Below are 18,630 nucleotides of genomic sequence, written 5' to 3'. Positions count from 1 at the left end.
TTTTTATCATAAGAAAAATACTTACCTATAATATTTATTCCTTTAGAACTTAAATATTCAGTTATTTTAATCTCCCCCTTTAAAATAACTCTCTATAAAATCTTCACGTTCATCACAATCACATAAATATTTTTTTAACTTATTAATAAAAAATTCTTCTCCCCATGGCTGCATTTCCCAATATGCTTGAATCCCTATCTGCCAGAAAGCTTGAGGAAACCTTATAAATTCTCTTATAATAGGTATCTCATAATTTTCTACTTCTACTTCCTTTTCATAAGAATTAAGAATAAAATCAGCTTTACGTGAATCCCACTTTCCATCTTTCATAGATCTAATAAGTAGCGAAGCTAAATCATGAATATGTGAATCTAATATACAATAATCAAAATCTATAATATTAAGCTTTCCACACTTATCTACTAGAATATTATGATGTGCATAATCGTGGTGACAGAATCCCCCCTTGAAAACTTCTTTCTCCATAACTTTAAAATAATTATTCTTTTTTAATCCATCTATACTTTTTTCTGCTCTATTTATTTCTTTTTCTATATTTTCTAAGTACAATAAATCAAAATCTGATTTATAAAACTTTCTGCTTATCCTATCTTTAAAATCTAACATTTCATTTTTTCTTGTATCAAATACTTTCTCCCATGAGAACCATCCTATTCTAGGCTTCATTTTATTATTAATAATAAATCCCCTACTTCTTTTATGAAGCTTTGCAAGTTCTTCAGCTACTAAAGACAATTCTATAAGATTATCATAATTGCTTACTCTTGATGGAATCCATTTTGTTAAGTACACATATTTATTATCTAACTTTCCATACTCCCTTCCATACTTGTCAGCTATAAATTCAGGAATATCTGAAAAGCCATTCTTTTGAAGATGTTTTATTGCAGAATATATAAAATAAAAATGAGAAAATTCATATTTAACTATCTTTAGGCAGTATCCCTCATCATCCGTTCCAACAATTTTATAACTATTTTTAACTTTCTCCACAGTATTTACAGCAATTTTATAATTTCCCTCTATATATTTTTTTATTTTAAAACCATCAATACCTTTATCCATAAACTAACCACCAAATATCGTTCTCCTTATTATATGTGCTGAAATAATTTATTGTGATTTATATTCACAATCTTTACCCTCTACTAATACTCTATAATATATACAGTTTATTGAGGTGTTTACATGAAATTTGCTATAGATGCGCGAGGTGCATTTTTATATCATGGTACTGGAATAGGAACATATACAGATAATCTTATTTCACAAATGATAAATCTAGATCCAAAAGATGAATTCACCTTGTTTTGTTCTGCAAAATATAACTCAAATTATAATAAAGATAATACGCATATAATATTTTCTTCGGGAAAACATGGCACCTTCTACGAGAAATATTATTTTCCTAATAGTCTAGAAAAAAACAATATTGATTTATATCATATTCCTCAAAACGGAATTGGATTTGAATTTAACTCAAAGACAACTACAGTTGTAACCATCCACGACCTTATTCCATATATTATGCCCCAAACTGTTGGAAAAGGATATCTTGAAAGATTTTTAAGAGATATGCCGAGTATAATTTCAAATTCAGATGCAATAATTACTGTTTCTGAATACTCTAAAAAAGATATATTAAAATTTTTTAGTTTTTATCCTGAAGAAAAAATATTTGTGACTCCATTAGCTGCTAATAGCAATTTTAGACCATTAGATAAAAAAGATTGTCAGTTATATGTAAACAAAACTTATAATATAGATACATCTTATATTCTATACCTTGGAGGATTCAGTTCTAGAAAAAATGCTTTTGGTATAATAAAAGCTTTTAATAAAGTCTACAAAAGCTTAAATAAACCTTATAAGCTTCTTTTAGGTGGTTCACTTAAAGATGAAGGTAATAGAATTTTTGAATATGTAAAGAATAATAACCTTGATGATAAGATAATTTTCTGCGGATATGTAGAAGATGATATGCTCCCTGTTCTATACAGTGGATGTGATGCATTTATATACCCTTCTCTATATGAGGGATTCGGTCTACCACCACTTGAAGCAATGAGCTGCAAAGCTCCAGTAATTACTTCTAACATTTCATCTATTCCAGAAGTCACAGATGATGCAGCAATTTTAATAAATCCTGCTAAAGATGATGAACTTGAATCATCTATTGTTACTTTATTAAATAGTGATTCTCTTAAATTACAATATAGTGAAAAAGGCTATAAACGAAGTTTAGAATTCTCATGGGAAAATACAGCAAAAAAAACATTAGAAGCATATGCTAAAATTGTTTCATCTAAGATTAAATAAAAATAAAAAAACTCAGACCTTATCTGCATTGAAGTATTAAAAATACATTATGCATAAAATCTGAGTTTTATTATTCTGTAATTAATTTCTGTTTTATCTTAATATACTTATTATAATTTCCCATAGGTAAAGTTTTTTCTTCAACATTGCTCATAACTACCAAAGGACTTGCTCCATAAAAATTATTCATATGCTTTTCTATTTCAGTACTTTTATAAGTATATAAGTAACTAGAAAAGAAATCTCCATTTTTTACAAATTCTATTCCATCTTTAGTATTTGTCATTACATACGTTATGAATTTATCTATTAATTTTTGATTATCTGCATTTTCGCTTAATACTATTATATTTGACCCATCAGCTGAGTAAAACTTATTTGTACCTGCATGCAGACTTGGAACTGTACCTACACTCCATTGGCACTTTTCTTCTATTGCTGCAATTTCTTTCATAGCATTTATAGAAGAAATTCTTGCTAAAAATTCTCCTCCATTAGTTAAATTAATTATATTATTATTTTTTAATTCATCCATTTTAGAATTTACTTTTTCTATAATCTCATCCTCTGTTAAATCATTTGTCATATTCTCCATTATAAGTAAATCAACTAAATCCTTATAATCTTGGTCAGTAGCATTAAGTATCCTTACTGTACCACCACTTTTTTCATAAATATCTTTTCCTATTCTTATAACATCATCCCATGTATTAAAATCAGCTCTATCATAATTATATTGTTTTAACATATCTTCTCGTAAGTAGAGAACTAAAGGTCTTGATGTTAATGGTATACCTATAGCATTTCCATTATATTCAACCTGCTCTATTCTATATTTTGCAAAATTTTTCTCATATGTATCTAAAAGTGTATTTGCATTTTCATATGGTTTTAATTTATCCATCCCAATGTTCTCAAGAGTAAGTCTATTTGCTTCTCCTACATTAGATAATTTATTCTTTAATGTATTATCCATTAATTCTTCTAATTCTGAATAATTATTCATTTTAGTTATAGTAACCGTAGTCTTAGGGTTTGTCTCCATAAATTTATCAGCACACAAAGTGAGAAAATCATATGATTTATCAGTAGCTAAAATTTCAATATGCCCCTTTATCTGCTGTTCTTTCTGTGGGTTAAATAAATTAATACTTATTATACCAAATCCCAAAATTATAAAAAATACAACAGTATATTTAATCTTATTTTTCATAATAATGCTTTACCTCTCTTACTTTTATACGATATTAATTAATTTATAACAATATTAAGTATAGCATAAAAAGTTCCCTATATAAGAGAACTTTTTATATTAACTACTTCAAATATCAAATAGCAAAAAAATATTATTTTCTAATAATCATCATCACAAGAATTTTCTCTAGAACACTTATTGCCTATATATTTTCCTTCATAACATGATGTTTTTAATGACTCATATCTTATACATATATTATCTTTATATACTTTTAGCATATATCTTTGATTTGGATATAAAGGCCCAAGTAAAAATTGACCATATTGATCAGTAAAAGTATGAGTTAATGGAACTATACCCTTTGGACAAATCTGAAGTAGCTTTACAACAGCATCAGCTACAGGATCATTATCTTCATCTACAACTGTTCCGTATATTACACTTCTCTTTTCTTTTCCAATTTTAATAACTGCATCAATTTGTTCATTTTCTCTAGGGCATATGGAACAAACACTTACTCTTCCGCTCATTATCTTTACCTCCATAAGTTATTATTTATATTAATAAAATATGAAAATAATGTATTTTGGTGCATCTTTAAATAATATTATGCCAATATCTTAATTCAAAAAATACACTATAGATATAATAAAAAATATACCTATAGTATATTAGTATTATTTAGCTTCTTCTAGGGTAACAGTTAAATCAACAGGTTTATGATTTCTGATTACCTCTACTTCCATTGTATCTCCAACATTTTTACTATTCTTTATTTCTTTTAATTCATCAAAAGTAGTAACAGTTTTTCCATCACATTTTACTATTATATCACCGATTTTCATTCCTGCTTTTTCAGCTGGTGAATATTCTTCAACCTCTGCAACATATAATCCTTGTTCTAAATTATATCTTTGAGATAAAGAACTATCTACAACTCTAATCTTTATTCCAAGGTTAACCATTTGTTTTGATAATGTATCTATTTGAACCTTAACTTCATTTATTGGAATTGCAAATCCTATACCTTCAACAGAAGCATTTGAGCTACTTGCTTGTGAAGAAAGTTTCATTGAATTTATCCCAATTACCTGTCCTTTTGTATTTACTAATGGACCACCACTATTACCTGAATTTATAGCAGCATCAGTTTGAATTAAATTCATAGATTTACCGTTTCCACTGTCAACAGATCTATTACTTCCACTTACTACCCCTTTTGTTAATGTATATGCAAGATTTTTAGAAAGAGGTGTTCCAATTGCAATAACTTCTGCCCCTGGGTATATTTCATCAGAATCTCCAAGTTCTGCAACAGCAGGAACCTTTGTTCCTTCAGCTAATTTTATCATTGCTATATCTTTATCTGCATCATAGTTAACTACATTAGCATTTACTTCTCTTCCATCGCTTAATGTAACTTTTATTTCTTTAGCTCCATTTATAACATGATAATTAGTTAGGATATCTCCATCTTCATTTATTATAAACCCAGATCCCATACCTTCAACTTCTCCAGTTCCACCGAACATGTTTACTGAACCAGAATCAGATACAGTTGAAATAATAACTACTGCTGGTGAAACTTTGTTAAATGCATCAGCAGCTGACATTGCATCATCAGAACTTTGTGTAAAAGATTGTGGTACATATGTTACATTTTTACTTACTGCAGATGTACCTAAAGTTCCTCTATTCATAGCATAGTAAGTAATTCCACTTCCAAATACTCCCCCTGCCATTGCTACAATTACAAGTCCTGCAATTTTTCCTAAAAACTTTGCTTTTCCCTTTCTTTTAGGTTTATTATGAAAATTGTTATTTCCGTTATAACTATTCCCTCCTACAGTTTGATCCGCTTCATTAACTGGTGATGCTTCCACATCAATAAAATTATTATTTTCGTTATTATACATAAATTGTTCCTCCTATATTTATTTCTAATACTATATCTTAACGCATTTACTATGGTAGTTACTCACTTAAAAATTATATACATATATTAAAATTAATAATATTTTAACTTTTCATATAGAATATTATTACCCATCCTTTAATATTAGTATAAAAAAATTATGTGTCAAACAAATGACAGTATAAAAAAATCTATAGTTTATATTTATACTATAGATTTTATAATAATATTTATTTTTTTGATAGCTTTCTAGCCTGTTTTAATACACTATTAATATCAGATATTACCTTGTCTGAATTAGACATAGAATATGGACTATCGTATGATGTATCCTCTATATAAACTGTGGTTTTATCTTCATCCCCCATGTTCTTAATAGATATATCAGCATCATCTGTTACTATATAAAGAGGTTTGTTTTCGAATACTCCTTGATCTTGACTGTCTGATACTCTTTCATATAAATTACCTAACTCATTTGATATAGCACCTCTATATGTGTTCTTATTTTTAAAGCATTCAAATTCTTCTTTTTCATTTTCATTTAAATTTTCTTCAAAATAAGCATTTTCAGTAGTTAATCCCATCTTATCCATCAATAATGTTAATGAAAAATTAGATCCAAAGTCTTCTATTTTACTTCTATAGTATTTATTTCTAATAACTTTACTGATATTTGCATCACTAAGTTTGCTTTCATCAATAGGATTAATAAGAACTGCACCTGCAACAGAGTCTGGATATAATTTAGCAAAATTCGTCATAACCAGGCATCCATACTCTTCTCCTACTAGAATATATGGCTCCGATGCTCCTGCTTTTTTTAGCAGTGATTTTAAAGCCTTTGCCTGCTCTTCTGGAGTCATCTCACTTTTTAAATCATTAAATCCATATCCACATCTATTGTACCTAAAAACTGATACATTATCCTGTTCCTCAACTGTTTTATATACTTTATCCCACTGATATAAATTAGTACCTATATTTCCATCAAAGACTACAGTATATTCACCAGTTCCCCTTATCTGGTACTCCATCTTATTACCATCTATTCTTACATACTTAAATCTAGATTTGTATTTTTGATTGTCAATAGTTTTACCTACTGATTGAATTATAAATCCTACTGCAACTAAAATCATTATAAAAATTACAATTCTCTTTATGACTTTTACTTTGTTTATTTTCTCTTTTTTAACAGTATGAAGACCATTAGAATGAGATAATAATTTCATAATAAAATTAACCCTCCACTAATTTTAAATTCGGCTTTGCATTTATATCAATATCCTCAGTAAATCCTGCTTCAAATTTAAAATAAGCAGCACTTCCTATCATGGCAGCATTATCTGTACATAAAATAGGAGCTGGGAACAATATTTCAATACCTCTCTTTTCACCTTCTTTTATAAGAGTTTCTCTAAGACATGAATTAGATGCAACTCCTCCTGCAATAGCTATTTTTTTAACATTCTTTCTCTCACAAGTTAAAAATACATTTGTTTTTAATACATCAACTATTGCTTTTTGGAATGAAGCTGCAACATCCGCCTTATTAACTTCTTCACCTCTCATTTTAGCTTTATTTAAATAATTAAGAACTGCTGATTTTACACCACTAAATGAAAAGTCTAAAGTATCATCATGGAATTTAGCTCTAGGAAATTCTATAGCATTTTCATTTCCTTCTTTTGCAAGCTTATCTATTTTAGGTCCTCCTGGATATCCAAGTCCTAAAGCTCTTGCAACTTTATCATATGCTTCTCCAGCCGCATCGTCCCTAGTCTGTCCTATAACTTCAAATTCTCTATATCCTTTAACATGAACTATAAAAGTATGTCCTCCTGATACAACTAAAGATACAAAAGGTGGTTTTAAATCTTCATGTTGAATAAAGTTTGCACTAATGTGCCCTTGAATATGGTTTACTGGTACAAGCGGTATTCCTGTTCCAAGAGATAACCCCTTAGCATATTGAAGACCTACAAGAAGTGCTCCAACAAGCCCTGGCCCATAAGTAACTCCAATTGCATCTATATCTTTTAAAGTCATTCCTGCTTCCTCTAAGGCAGCCTTAACAACACTATCTACTACTTCAATATGCATTCTTGATGCAACTTCAGGAACTACTCCTCCATATTTCTTATGAGTATCTATCTGTGATGCAATTACATTAGATAGTACTTTTCTTCCATTTACAACAACTGCTGCTGATGTTTCATCACAGCTAGATTCTATAGATAAAATTACTTTTCTACTCATATTTTTTAATCCCTCTTCTTAATATAAAGTCTATTCCAAAAACTTCCTCAAATATTAAATATCCTCTATAAAGTATATCAGAATAATATATTTTAATTCTTACGTTAATCTTAATAATACCCAAATATTATACTTTATATATATAATATTATCAATTTTTTGTATGCTATATAGATTATATACTTGATATGCTTGAATTTGAAAAATTTAAAATTAAACTGTACAATTATCTAAAATATAATTATAAATAAGGAGAATTTAAATGTCAGATTATTCGAAAGTTATCGTTAAAGGGTCACCTATAACAAAATCTAATTTTAAATTACACAATACAAAAGGGCGTGCTATTTTACCTGATAACTCTGGTCAATATCATGATAGATATGCCTTATATGAACAAGAAATCGCATTAATTGCAAGAAGCCAGAATCCAGATGTAATTTTTACTGAAAGCCTTATTGCCGTACTAAAGGTATACTATAAAAGTGAAAAACGTCATCCAGATACTATAAATATAACAAAAAGCATATTTGATGGAATCGAAAAAAGTGGACTTATAGTTAATGATGCTCAGATACGAAGAATAATTACTGAAGAATTTTATGATAAAGAAAATCCTCGTTTTGAATTAGAATTATATCCTGAAAGCAAATATAATATAAATTACTCAATATACGAGAATAAAGAAATAAAAGAGCCAATTTTATATTCTTCTTTAAAAAAAAATATATCTAGTAATTTATCAAAAGATTCATCTTCTTCGAAATCATCACCAAAAACTAATTCAGCAAAACATGTACAAAAAAATATTTCAAATACTGCTACAGCAGAAAAAACATGCAGTATTTGTAACAAGCCAATTATAACTTCTGATTTTGTAAAAGCAGATGGTGGCAAAACACTAATATGCAAAAAATGCTTTACTAAACTATTCTAAACCTAAAATTCACATATTTTAACAAGCACAGTATTAATATAATTATTTTAGAAGGGACGAGAATATATGAATGATAATTTAAATATTTTATTTTTTGGAGATAGCTTGACATTTGGCTATGGTGTTTCTAAAGAAAATTCATGGGTATACAAAACTTCTCATGAATTAAAACTAAACTATATTAATAAAGGAAAAAATGGTGATACTACCTCTTCTATGCTTTCTAGATATAATAGTGATGTTTTACAAAATAAGCCCTATATAATATTCATTATGGGTGGTACTAATGATTTATTGTGTGGAAGAAGTGTAGATTACATATTAAATAATATAGAAATTATGATAAAAGATGCATTAGCTATAAATTCTCAAGTTATAATAGGAATTCCTCCAATTATATTTGGCGATATGGCAAATGATTTATTCTGCCCTTCTCCATTTTATACATATGCTGAAGATAAACTATCTCTACTACATAAGGAGCTAATAAAATTATGTAATAAATATTTAGTTTCATATATAGATTTTTACTCAATTCTTTTAAATAAAAAAATTTTATTTTTAGATGGAATACATTTAAATTCTCAAGGAAATCAATTGATGTTTGAGAATGCAGTTAAAGTAATTAGAAATACAATCTCTAGGATGCCATTACAATAAGTTTAATAGTAAAAATAATATATCAACCAATGTAAGAAAAACTACTGTTTCAAAAATTAAATCAACAGTAGTTTTTAATCTATTAAATATACATAATTAAGTCAAATTATAAATTTAATTATTAGAATTATAATTGCTAACTAATCAAGTATCTATTTATATATTCTGCAGCTTTTTTACCACATTCATATCCATCTATATCTTTCATTTTTAATGTATTTTCTCCATAAATTATATTTCCACATGCAAAGAATCCATCTATAGAAGTCATATAATCTATAACTTTAGGCCCTTTAGTATTTTCATCTATTTCTATTTTTAATTTCTTTATCTTGTAGTTTTCTGGAATAAATCCAACTGATAATATAAGCGAATCACAAATATGATTAATTGTTTCCTTAGTGTCCAGATTAATTACTTCAACAGTGTTAATCCTAACATCACCATAAATATTTATTACTTTAGTCCTTTCAACTATTGGCATATCAAATCCATCAATTATATCTGCTATTTCATCGTCTACAATATCTTCAAATTTTTTTTCTATTAATATAGCATCTACATTTCCACCCTCAATAAGAAGCCTTCTTGCTAAAATAAATCCCCACTTATCTTTTGCTGTTATAATTGCATTCTTTCCTGGAAGATAACCTTCTATATTAACTATTCTTTGAGCTTCACCTACTGTAAATATTCCTGTAAGACCATTTGTAGCGACATCTACATTTCCACTAAGTCTTTCCTTACATCCCATTGCAAATATTATAGCCCCTGCTGTAACTTCCTTTACACCATCTACAGGATTTACATATACAACTGTTTTATTAACTGTAATATCTAGTACTGTGGAATTTATATATATATCTACTTCTGTATCTTTTAATTTATTCTTAAGAAATTGTATGTATTCTGGTCCAGTTACACATTCTCCTATAAACTTTTTTCCAAAATCATTATGAATAAATTGATTTACTATGCCTCCAATATCTTCTTCTCTTTCTATAAGTAATATTTTTTTCAAACCTGACTCTGCTGCTCCTAAGGCTGCTGTCATGCCAGCAATACCAGCTCCTATTATAATCAAATCATAGTCTAACATATTATTACTTCCCTCCATGCCATTCTATCTTCTAACTTTATATTTTTAACAAGCTATTAATTATTTACTTTGTCTATTTCAAAACATTATAATGCACATTATATATTATACTATAATAATTTAAAGTTAAGTTGCTTTAATAACAAATATTCATTTAACCTTTTCATTTATATAAAAATTACAATTTTATTATTTAGCTTCATAATTATTTATTTAAAGGTAAAAATTATGTATACTAATGTATAGCTACAATTAATTGAATCGAGGTGAAATTATGAGTTCTTCAAACTCAAAACTAAAAAACTTTTTTATAAATCATTTTTCAAAAGATAGCCTTATAAGGTCATTGTTTTTTATAATTCCACTAATATCAATAGTCTTAAAAGGCATTTTCTATGAAGGATTTGTAACAAGCCCTTCTCCATATGACTTTAATTTTATATCAGGATATAATGAAGTATCGATTCTTTCTCTTTCATATTATTTTGGATTTGCACTTATATTTTTGAGCTTTTCTCTTTTGTTCAAAGGTAAAGGAAGACTAATCTATGTTTTTGTCCTTGATATAATAGTAACTGCTTTATTCATATTTGATATATGGTATTATAGAGGATTTAATACTGTACCATCTTTATTAGTACTTCAACAGACAGCTAACTTAGACAATATGACTGAAACTATTATGTCTATGATAAGTCCAATGGACTGGATATTTTTCGTTGATTTTATTATTCTTGGAATTTTAGCTTATATATTTAGAGACAAATTTGCAAAAGGAAAAGGTTATAAGAGAGCAATTAAAGGATTTTTATTAACCTTCATAATTCCATTTATATATCTTGCATATTTACCATTTAATCTATATGTATTACATAACTATAACGTTAAAAATGCATATATATTAGCAGCTACCGATCCAAACTATACTATGGAATATTTGTCTTCAATAGGATATCACATACACGATGCTGTAACTACATATATTAATACACAACCATATACTCTTACTCAAGAAGACAAGAAAGAAATAAAAGAATATTACGAAACTAAAAATGAAGATCTTCCTAATAATGAGTATTTTGGTGCTGCCAAAGGTAAAAATTTAATATATATTCAAGTTGAATCATTAGAAGACTTTGTAATAGGAAAAAGTATTGATGGTCAGGAAATAACACCTGTATTAAATAAACTCACACAAAATTCAGTATACTTCCCTAATATAATTGAACAAGTAAATGAAGGAACAAGTTCAGACTGTGATTTTATTGCAAATACTTCATTGTTCCCTGTAAGAAGAGGTACTGCTTTCTTTAGATATCCTAATAACGACTATAATTCAATGCCTAAAATACTTGAAAACAATGGATACTATACTGAAGTAATACATCCTGATAAGGGTTCATTCTGGAACTATGAACTTGCACTAAGTGGTGGAATTGGATTTAATAAATTTACTGATTATTATTCATTTGAAAATGATGAATCTATTGGACTAGGACTAAGTGATAGAACCTTCTTCACACAGGCTGCTCCAATGATAGGTGATATGCCATCACCATTCTATGCAATGACAGTAACTCTAACAAGCCATGGGCCATTTAATTTACCTGAAAAATATAGAGAGTTAAATCTAGATAAAGAATTAGATGACAATAAACTTGGTGGATATTTCCAAAGCATACATTATACAGACAAACAAATTGGATACTTTTTAGACTTATTAAAGCAAGAAGGTGTCTTAGAGAATAGTATAATAGTTATTATGGGAGACCATACAGGAATTCACAAATATTATAATGACGATATTGATCAACTATCTAAAAAAGAAGATTGGTATCTTGATGAAGATGCACGTAAAGTTCCAATGTTAATATATGATCCATCTGGAGCAGTAAAACCACATACTTTTGACAACCTTTATGGCGGTCAAATTGATTTTATGCCTACTGTTCTATATGTATTAGGTATTCCAGCAAGTGAATATGAAAATACTTGTATGGGAAGAAATCTTTTAAATACTAACTTATCATATGCACTATCAAATAGTGGTAGACTTTACGGACAAGAAAATCTTACTGAGCAACAAAGAGAAATTCTCTCAGAAGCTCTTGATATTTCAGATAAGATGATTCGTGCAAATTATAATTATGATGGAAACTGATAAATAAAAAAAGACCTGTATCTAAATAATTTAAAAACATTCAGATACAGGTCTTTTTATTATATATCCTTAAAAAATATATATTTAGTTATTCTAATATATTGATTTTTTTATCTTTACTTCTACTTTTCTTATTTAACTTAATAGGCTCATTAAGTTTGTCACCCCAAAGCAATCTGATTAGAATATTTATTAAAAATATAATAACCAATTCTCCAAGCCATATAAAAACAAATTTACTTTTAAAAAATAAAGGAACTTTTCCTACATAGGGAATATGAAAAACATATGTACCAATCAAATCACTTCTTTTAGTTTCATAAACATCCAAATTGGTTTTACCTTCAGCATTTGTTCTATAAATTATATTTCCATCTTTATCTCTTTCAGTTTTATTAAAATGATGGGTTATAATTATTGGGTCGCCAAAACGATTGGCATGAAAAGTGATAATTTGTTGAGGCTTTAAGTTTACAAGTTCATCTTCTTTAAAGTTTTTTACACATACTAAAGAGTATGTTGGAATCCTCGGCTCCATACTATTTGTTAGAACAGTATAGAACTTATAATTTACAATATTATCCATCTTTCTAGGAATAAATATTCTTAAAGCTATAAAAACTATTAGTAATACAATTACTAAATAATAAATAATTTTAGTAAATGCCTTAAATACCTTCATAAAATTCTCCAGTTTATTAATTAAGAATTTAAATAGTTATTAATATTAGGAATATTAATGATACTAATATTAATGGCTATTTAAATATGATAGAATTAAAGACTATTGTTGTTTACTGTTAGATAATTGTGCAGTAAGTGTTATATTTAATTTCTTATCAGCTATACTATTTGCTACATCTTTACTTGTTGGTTTAATTGTAACATCATACTTAGGCTCAAAATCGCTAGTTCCAATGCTTGAATCTGTCTTGCTTGTGTTAACAGTCTGTACTAACACGCCTCCATTATTTGTTGATGTGGTTTTATTACTAAGTCTAGTAATATTATCTCCACTTTCTTCTTTGATATCAATAGTGAAATTTGAAGTTAAATCACTATTTGAATTGTCAGCATCAGTTATTTTAGGAATTATTTCTAACGTATCAGATTTACCATCTTTATCGCTTATATTAAATTGTATACCATTTGCAGTTGCTGACGGATTATTATCGTCACTATTATCTTTTGCTATATTATCATTTGTAGTATAACTAGTTGTAGCAGCTACTGCAGTAATTGATACGGGATTTTAAAATGTTACTGTCTTATCACTTTGTGTGCTATCTGATATTTTATCCCATGCAGCATATGTTCCAGCAGTACTTGCAACTATTGCAACTCCTGTTAATAAGGATAATATTGTTTTTTTCTTCATAAGTTATTTCCCCTTTTTTTTAAAATATCTATCAAATATATTTTGATACTATGTGTCGAATTTCGAAATAGATAAACCTATAAAAAGTATATTTTCATAAAAAATTTATAAATTTATTAAAAAAACTCCAAGATAACAAAATTTATTTAATTCTTTTTCATTTACCTGATTAAATATTCTAAATATATTAATTGTGAATGGTATTTAATATACATAGATAATTTTTATTCATATGTATTTGGTATAAAAAAATTAGGATTTCATAAAAAATCCTAATTTTTTAATTGAAGGTTAATATAAAAATCTATTTTAATATTACTTTCCTGCTATTGATAGTTCTTTAACTATAAGTGATGGAGAACCAATACTGCTCATTGGGAATTTTATATCACTACCTACTTCTTCTATATCCTTTAATAAATCAAAGAAGTTTCCAGCAACAGTTATCTGCTCTACAGGGAATGTTTTCTTTCCATCCTCTATCATAAATCCTTTAGCAGCAAGTGAAAAATCACCTGTTACAGCATTTGCACCAGAATGAAGTCCAGCAAATTCTGTTATTATTACTCCACTTCCTACAGTCTTACATAAATCATCAAATGATTTGTCACCAGGTTTTATATAAAAATTTGTTCCACTTACCCCTATTGGAGATGCATATGAACTCTTAAATCCATTACCTGTTGATTTTACTCCAGCTTTATGAGCAGTCTTTAAGTTATAAAGTAAAGTATTTAACTTACCACAGCTTATAACTTCCTTCTTATAAGTTGCAACACCTTCATCATCAAATGCTGTACTTCCTAAACCATCTTTTAAATGTGGATCATCTACTAAAGTTACTACATTAGAGGCTATTATTTCTCCTTCTTTACCATTTAGTAAAGATAACCCCTTTTGAGCTTGATCTGAATTAAATATTGAGTCAAATGTACCTAAAAGTGATACCATAGCTTCATTATTTATTATTACTTTATACTTCCCAGCTGGTATACTTTTGCCTCCTATTCTCGAAAGAGCTTCATCTAGGCCCATTTTAGCTAGTTCAGCAGGCTTTACTTCATTTATATTATTAGCAACTACATATCCCATACCATCGTATTTTTCACCATTTTCCTCTACTATAGGAACTACATATGCAGTTAAATGATTTCTTTTACTTTCTAAGTTAAGTCCTTTTGTGTTAACTATTCCATACTCAGACTTGCCATATCCTATTCCACATCCTGAGAAATTAACAACCTTATCACATTGTTCTTTACACTGACTTTCCATTTCCATTGCTAGCTTAATTAATTCATCTGGTTTAATATCATCTAATTCTTTATGATAACAATCAATATCTACATATTTTTCATCGCCTGCATAAATAAATTGTACATCATCGTTTTCTATAGATAATGCTCCACCCTTTGCATTATCTATTAATGTTTTTATTGCAGCTTCATCAAGAATTTCAGTGTATGAATATCCTATTTTTCCATTAATCATTCCTCTAAATGATAGACCAAAGGAATTATTTAATTTATATTTTTCAACATCACCCTCATATATATTCATGCTTAAACTTTCTGAATTTGAATAATAAATTTCACATTCATCAAAGCCATTATTTTTAGCTTCTTCAAATAACTTTTTCTTAAATAAGCTTAATTCCATATCCTATCTACCTCCAACAGTCATTTTCTTTACTCTTATCATAGGTTGACCTACGTTAGTTGAGATACTTCCAGAAGATGAACCACACATTCCTTGAGCTAATTCTAAATTATCACCAACCATATCTATATCCATAAGAACATCGCTTCCTTTACCTATAAGGCTGGCACCTCTTACAGGTTCTTGTATAACTCCATTCTTAACTAAATAACCTTCTTGAACAGCAAAGTTAAATTCACCTGTTATAGGGTTAACTGAACCTCCGCCTAGTTTTTTAGCATATAATCCATTATCTATTGATTTGATTATATCTTCTGGTTTATCTGTTCCTGCTGCAATATAAGTATTAGTCATTCTTGAAGTAGGTTGATAACAATAATTTTGTCTTCTAGAACTTCCTGTAGGTTCCATGTTCATTCTTCTGGCATTTAGCTTATCTATCATATAACCTTTCAAAATACCATTTTCAATTAAAACATTTTTCTGAGTTTTATTACCTTCGTCATCTATGTTTAAAGATCCCCATGCATTTGGAATAGTACCATCATCAATTGCAGTTACTTTAGTTGATGCAATCTGCTGACCTAACTTTCCTGAAAATACTGAATTTCCTTTTGCTACTGATGTTGCTTCTAAAGCATGACCACAAGCTTCGTGGAATATTACCCCTCCAAATCCATTATCAATAGCAACAGTCATATTTCCAGCTGGACAATTTTTAGCATGAAGCATAGTATGAGCAATTCTTGCTGCTTCTATACCAGTAGCTTCTGGATCTATAGTATCAAACATCTCTATACCCATATGTCTTCCTGGACCTTCAAATCCAGTCTGATTTTCGTTGCCAATACTGGCAACGGCACTTACACCAAGTCTTGTTCTTATTCTTGTATCTTGTACATATAATCCTTCTGTATTAGCTATTAATACATTTTGTTCTTTATCCACATAACTTGCTACAACTTGAGAAATTTCATCATTATAATTTTTAGCCCCATTATATGCACTTTTTAATATAGCTATCTTTTTATCATACATAACATCTTTAGGATAATATATTATAGGATGAATTGTTGTTATTTTCTTTTCATTAAGTATAATACTTCCCGCTTCATCTTTAACATCTCCTAAGGCTAATGCAGCTCTATATGCAGTTTCTAATAAGCTTTCTCTACTATTATTATTTGTATATGCATAAACACTTTTTAAGCCTTTAAATATTCTTATTCCTATACCATAAGATCTTCCTCCTATAGCATTTTCAACTTTTCCATCTATTAATGAAATAGAATTATTAATAGAATCATCTTCAAATATTTCAGCAAAATCTCCACCTGTCACAAGACATTTCGCTAAAACTTCTGATGCAATATTTTTTGATAACATTGTATTCCTCCTTAAAACTTAATCTATCAACTAATACTAGTTTACCATTATTTATTAATATTGTATTCTTCTTAATTTATTTATATTTAAAACATTTATAGCATAATTTATAATAATTTATTTTACTATTGTTATTTAGTAACATAATTTTTCTATTTTATCTTTACTAATATGCTATACTTTAAAGTTACAGTTATAAATACTATCTTATAAAAAAATTCATATGAATCCTAATAATTTTGCGATACTGAGAATATCACATATATTAAAACTCATATGAATCTTTATCTGTATACTTATAATATTTTTTACTTAATTACTTTAAATTGATAGCCTTGATCTTTGAAATATTGTATTATCGCTGGAAGGGACTTTGCAGTTTCTTCTTTTCCATAAGTATCATGCATTAAAAGTACTACTTTCTCCTTTGTTCCTGCACTCTTGATAGCTTCCTGTGCTAATTGTTCAGCATTTTTCTTAGGTCCTTCCGCATCCTTAGATAATGCATTCCAATCTATATAGCTATATCCCCTCTCTTCAAATATTTCATCTAAAGGTTGAGTATTTTTCCATGACATATGACCACCTGGATATCTTATTGCTTGCGTTTCAAAATCATCACCAAGAACATTTTTTAATGCTGTTCTAGTTTTATCTACATCTGACATAAAATTATCAACATTAACTGTTCTATTTGGATATAAATAATTATAATCATGTGAATAAGTATGTATACCTATTGCATTGCCATCATCAATCATTCTTTTTATTAATTCTTTACTTTTTTCGCTTGAATCAACATATTTTCCTAATACAAAGAAAGTCGCATGTACATTTTCTTTTTCTAATATATCTAATATTTGAGGAGTTACAGTTTCTGATGGTCCATCATCAAAAGTTAAATAAACAACTTTTTGTCCATCTGCTCCATCTGGCATTTCTCCACGTGCTTGTTGATTTAAGTAATGCTCAATAAATTTTGGTGTTTCCGAATCTGGATTTTCGTCACCATCTATTTCAGGATCCTTTTTAGTATTAGTATCACTATTATTATCAGCAACTTGGCTATTATTTGCTGATGCTGTATCTTCTGACTCTACTTGTTTTGCTTGTACTGTTTCAAAATAATTAAATACTTTCGTAGCCATCACAGCCCCACCAGCAATTACTACTAAAGCTACTGCTACAAATAATATAGCTATTTTAGCCTTTTTCATCTTATGAGACTTATGTCTATCATATTTTAATCTTCTTTTCATTTTATATACCCCACACGTCCCTATACTATTATATTGGAATACTTCATATACTTTTCGCGTTTATGCAATAAATTATATTAAATATTCACATATATTAATAGTATAATTTTTATTTTTCCATTTAACAAGATTAATTTAATTCAAATACTATTAATTATTTATAAATATGGTCAAATATCAACAAAAAATAAAGATTATTCATAAATTTAATCAAAATCTTAATGTTAAATTTTTACTATTTTATACATAAAAAAAAGTCGTAAAACGACTATACTATAATTATTAATTCTTTGTAAAATAAAAATGGCTCCGCGAAGAGGACTCGAACCTCCAACCTATCGGTTAACAGCCGAGTGCTCCACCATTGAGCTATCGC

General features: G+C 28.1%; 18 protein-coding genes. 5 read left to right on the top strand and 13 right to left on the bottom strand.

Translation table 11 applies throughout. From position 1 onward, the window contains the following. Window positions 1-66: 66 nt before the first annotated feature. Window positions 67-1,086, bottom strand: a complete 1,020-nt coding sequence (locus HF850_RS05760; protein WP_169104523.1) for a CotS family spore coat protein — start codon at window positions 1,084-1,086, stop codon at window positions 67-69. A gap of 123 nt (window positions 1,087-1,209) precedes the next feature. Here HF850_RS05760 and HF850_RS05755 point away from each other — a divergent pair, with 123 nt between their 5' ends. Next, window positions 1,210-2,340: a glycosyltransferase family 1 protein gene (locus tag HF850_RS05755; protein WP_169104522.1), complete on the top strand. Its 1,131-nt coding sequence runs from the start codon at window positions 1,210-1,212 to the stop codon at window positions 2,338-2,340. Between the two features lie 70 nt (window positions 2,341-2,410). Here the strand turns inward: HF850_RS05755 and HF850_RS05750 are convergent, their stop codons facing one another. The 5 genes from HF850_RS05750 to tsaD form a co-directional block, all read right to left on the bottom strand. After that, window positions 2,411-3,553 carry an ABC transporter substrate-binding protein gene (locus HF850_RS05750; RefSeq protein ID WP_169104521.1) on the bottom strand — a complete coding sequence of 381 codons (1,143 nt, stop codon included), beginning with the start codon at window positions 3,551-3,553 and terminating at the stop codon, window positions 2,411-2,413. 140 nt (window positions 3,554-3,693) lie between these two features. Next, window positions 3,694-4,068, bottom strand: coding sequence for a carboxypeptidase-like regulatory domain-containing protein (locus HF850_RS05745; RefSeq protein WP_169104520.1), 375 nt, complete (start codon window positions 4,066-4,068; stop codon window positions 3,694-3,696). A gap of 147 nt (window positions 4,069-4,215) precedes the next feature. Then, the gene (locus HF850_RS05740; RefSeq protein ID WP_169104519.1) at window positions 4,216-5,454 is read right to left on the bottom strand and encodes a trypsin-like peptidase domain-containing protein; all 1,239 of its coding nucleotides are present in this window, start codon (window positions 5,452-5,454) and stop codon (window positions 4,216-4,218) included. Window positions 5,455-5,683: 229 nt separating this feature from the next. After that, window positions 5,684-6,688: an alpha/beta hydrolase gene (locus HF850_RS05735; RefSeq protein WP_169104518.1), complete on the bottom strand. Its 1,005-nt coding sequence runs from the start codon at window positions 6,686-6,688 to the stop codon at window positions 5,684-5,686. A gap of 7 nt (window positions 6,689-6,695) precedes the next feature. Next, a complete protein-coding gene (gene tsaD / locus HF850_RS05730) occupies window positions 6,696-7,715 on the bottom strand; it encodes a tRNA (adenosine(37)-N6)-threonylcarbamoyltransferase complex transferase subunit TsaD (protein WP_169104517.1) in 1,020 nt (339 codons plus the stop codon). 262 nt (window positions 7,716-7,977) lie between these two features. Between tsaD and HF850_RS05725 the strand changes: the two genes are divergently transcribed. Together HF850_RS05725 and HF850_RS05720 are read left to right on the top strand one after the other, a co-directional pair. Then, window positions 7,978-8,652, top strand: a complete 675-nt coding sequence (locus HF850_RS05725) for a RusA family crossover junction endodeoxyribonuclease (RefSeq protein WP_169104516.1) — start codon at window positions 7,978-7,980, stop codon at window positions 8,650-8,652. Window positions 8,653-8,718: 66 nt separating this feature from the next. Further along, a complete protein-coding gene (locus tag HF850_RS05720) occupies window positions 8,719-9,312 on the top strand; it encodes a GDSL-type esterase/lipase family protein (protein ID WP_169104515.1) in 594 nt (197 codons plus the stop codon). 136 nt (window positions 9,313-9,448) lie between these two features. Here the strand turns inward: HF850_RS05720 and HF850_RS05715 are convergent, their stop codons facing one another. After that, the gene (locus tag HF850_RS05715) at window positions 9,449-10,411 is read right to left on the bottom strand and encodes an FAD-dependent oxidoreductase (protein ID WP_169104514.1); all 963 of its coding nucleotides are present in this window, start codon (window positions 10,409-10,411) and stop codon (window positions 9,449-9,451) included. Between the two features lie 274 nt (window positions 10,412-10,685). Here HF850_RS05715 and HF850_RS05710 point away from each other — a divergent pair, with 274 nt between their 5' ends. After that, window positions 10,686-12,572 carry an LTA synthase family protein gene (locus HF850_RS05710; RefSeq protein WP_169104513.1) on the top strand — a complete coding sequence of 629 codons (1,887 nt, stop codon included), beginning with the start codon at window positions 10,686-10,688 and terminating at the stop codon, window positions 12,570-12,572. Between the two features lie 88 nt (window positions 12,573-12,660). On the opposite strand, the gene HF850_RS05705 is transcribed toward HF850_RS05710, so the two are convergent. After that, window positions 12,661-13,254, bottom strand: a complete 594-nt coding sequence (locus tag HF850_RS05705; RefSeq protein ID WP_169104512.1) for a signal peptidase I — start codon at window positions 13,252-13,254, stop codon at window positions 12,661-12,663. Window positions 13,255-13,356: 102 nt separating this feature from the next. Further along, the gene (locus tag HF850_RS05700; protein ID WP_169104511.1) at window positions 13,357-13,533 is read right to left on the bottom strand and encodes a hypothetical protein; all 177 of its coding nucleotides are present in this window, start codon (window positions 13,531-13,533) and stop codon (window positions 13,357-13,359) included. A gap of 19 nt (window positions 13,534-13,552) precedes the next feature. On the opposite strand from HF850_RS05700, the gene HF850_RS05695 reads away from it, so the two are divergent. Beyond that, complete coding sequence (locus tag HF850_RS05695) at window positions 13,553-13,786, top strand: hypothetical protein (protein ID WP_169104510.1); 234 nt, start codon at window positions 13,553-13,555, stop codon at window positions 13,784-13,786. Window positions 13,787-13,824: 38 nt separating this feature from the next. Here the strand turns inward: HF850_RS05695 and HF850_RS16020 are convergent, their stop codons facing one another. The 4 genes from HF850_RS16020 to HF850_RS05680 form a co-directional block, all read right to left on the bottom strand. Then, on the bottom strand, window positions 13,825-13,950 hold the full coding sequence (locus HF850_RS16020) for a hypothetical protein (protein WP_279285833.1): 126 nt from the start codon (window positions 13,948-13,950) through the stop codon (window positions 13,825-13,827). A 315-nt stretch (window positions 13,951-14,265) separates the two neighbouring features. Continuing rightward, window positions 14,266-15,609, bottom strand: a complete 1,344-nt coding sequence (locus tag HF850_RS05690; protein WP_169104509.1) for a TldD/PmbA family protein — start codon at window positions 15,607-15,609, stop codon at window positions 14,266-14,268. A 3-nt stretch (window positions 15,610-15,612) separates the two neighbouring features. Beyond that, the gene (locus HF850_RS05685) at window positions 15,613-16,995 is read right to left on the bottom strand and encodes a TldD/PmbA family protein (RefSeq protein WP_169104508.1); all 1,383 of its coding nucleotides are present in this window, start codon (window positions 16,993-16,995) and stop codon (window positions 15,613-15,615) included. 308 nt (window positions 16,996-17,303) lie between these two features. Beyond that, on the bottom strand, window positions 17,304-18,254 hold the full coding sequence (locus HF850_RS05680) for a polysaccharide deacetylase family protein (RefSeq protein ID WP_169104507.1): 951 nt from the start codon (window positions 18,252-18,254) through the stop codon (window positions 17,304-17,306). Between the last annotated feature and the right edge of the window lie 376 nt (window positions 18,255-18,630).

Origin of the sequence: Clostridium sp. SM-530-WT-3G (assembly GCF_012843905.1) — a bacterium.
GTDB lineage: Bacteria > Bacillota > Clostridia > Clostridiales > Clostridiaceae > Clostridium.
Note: the sequence above shows the minus strand (reverse complement) of the source record. Positions and strands in the feature narration are given on the sequence as shown.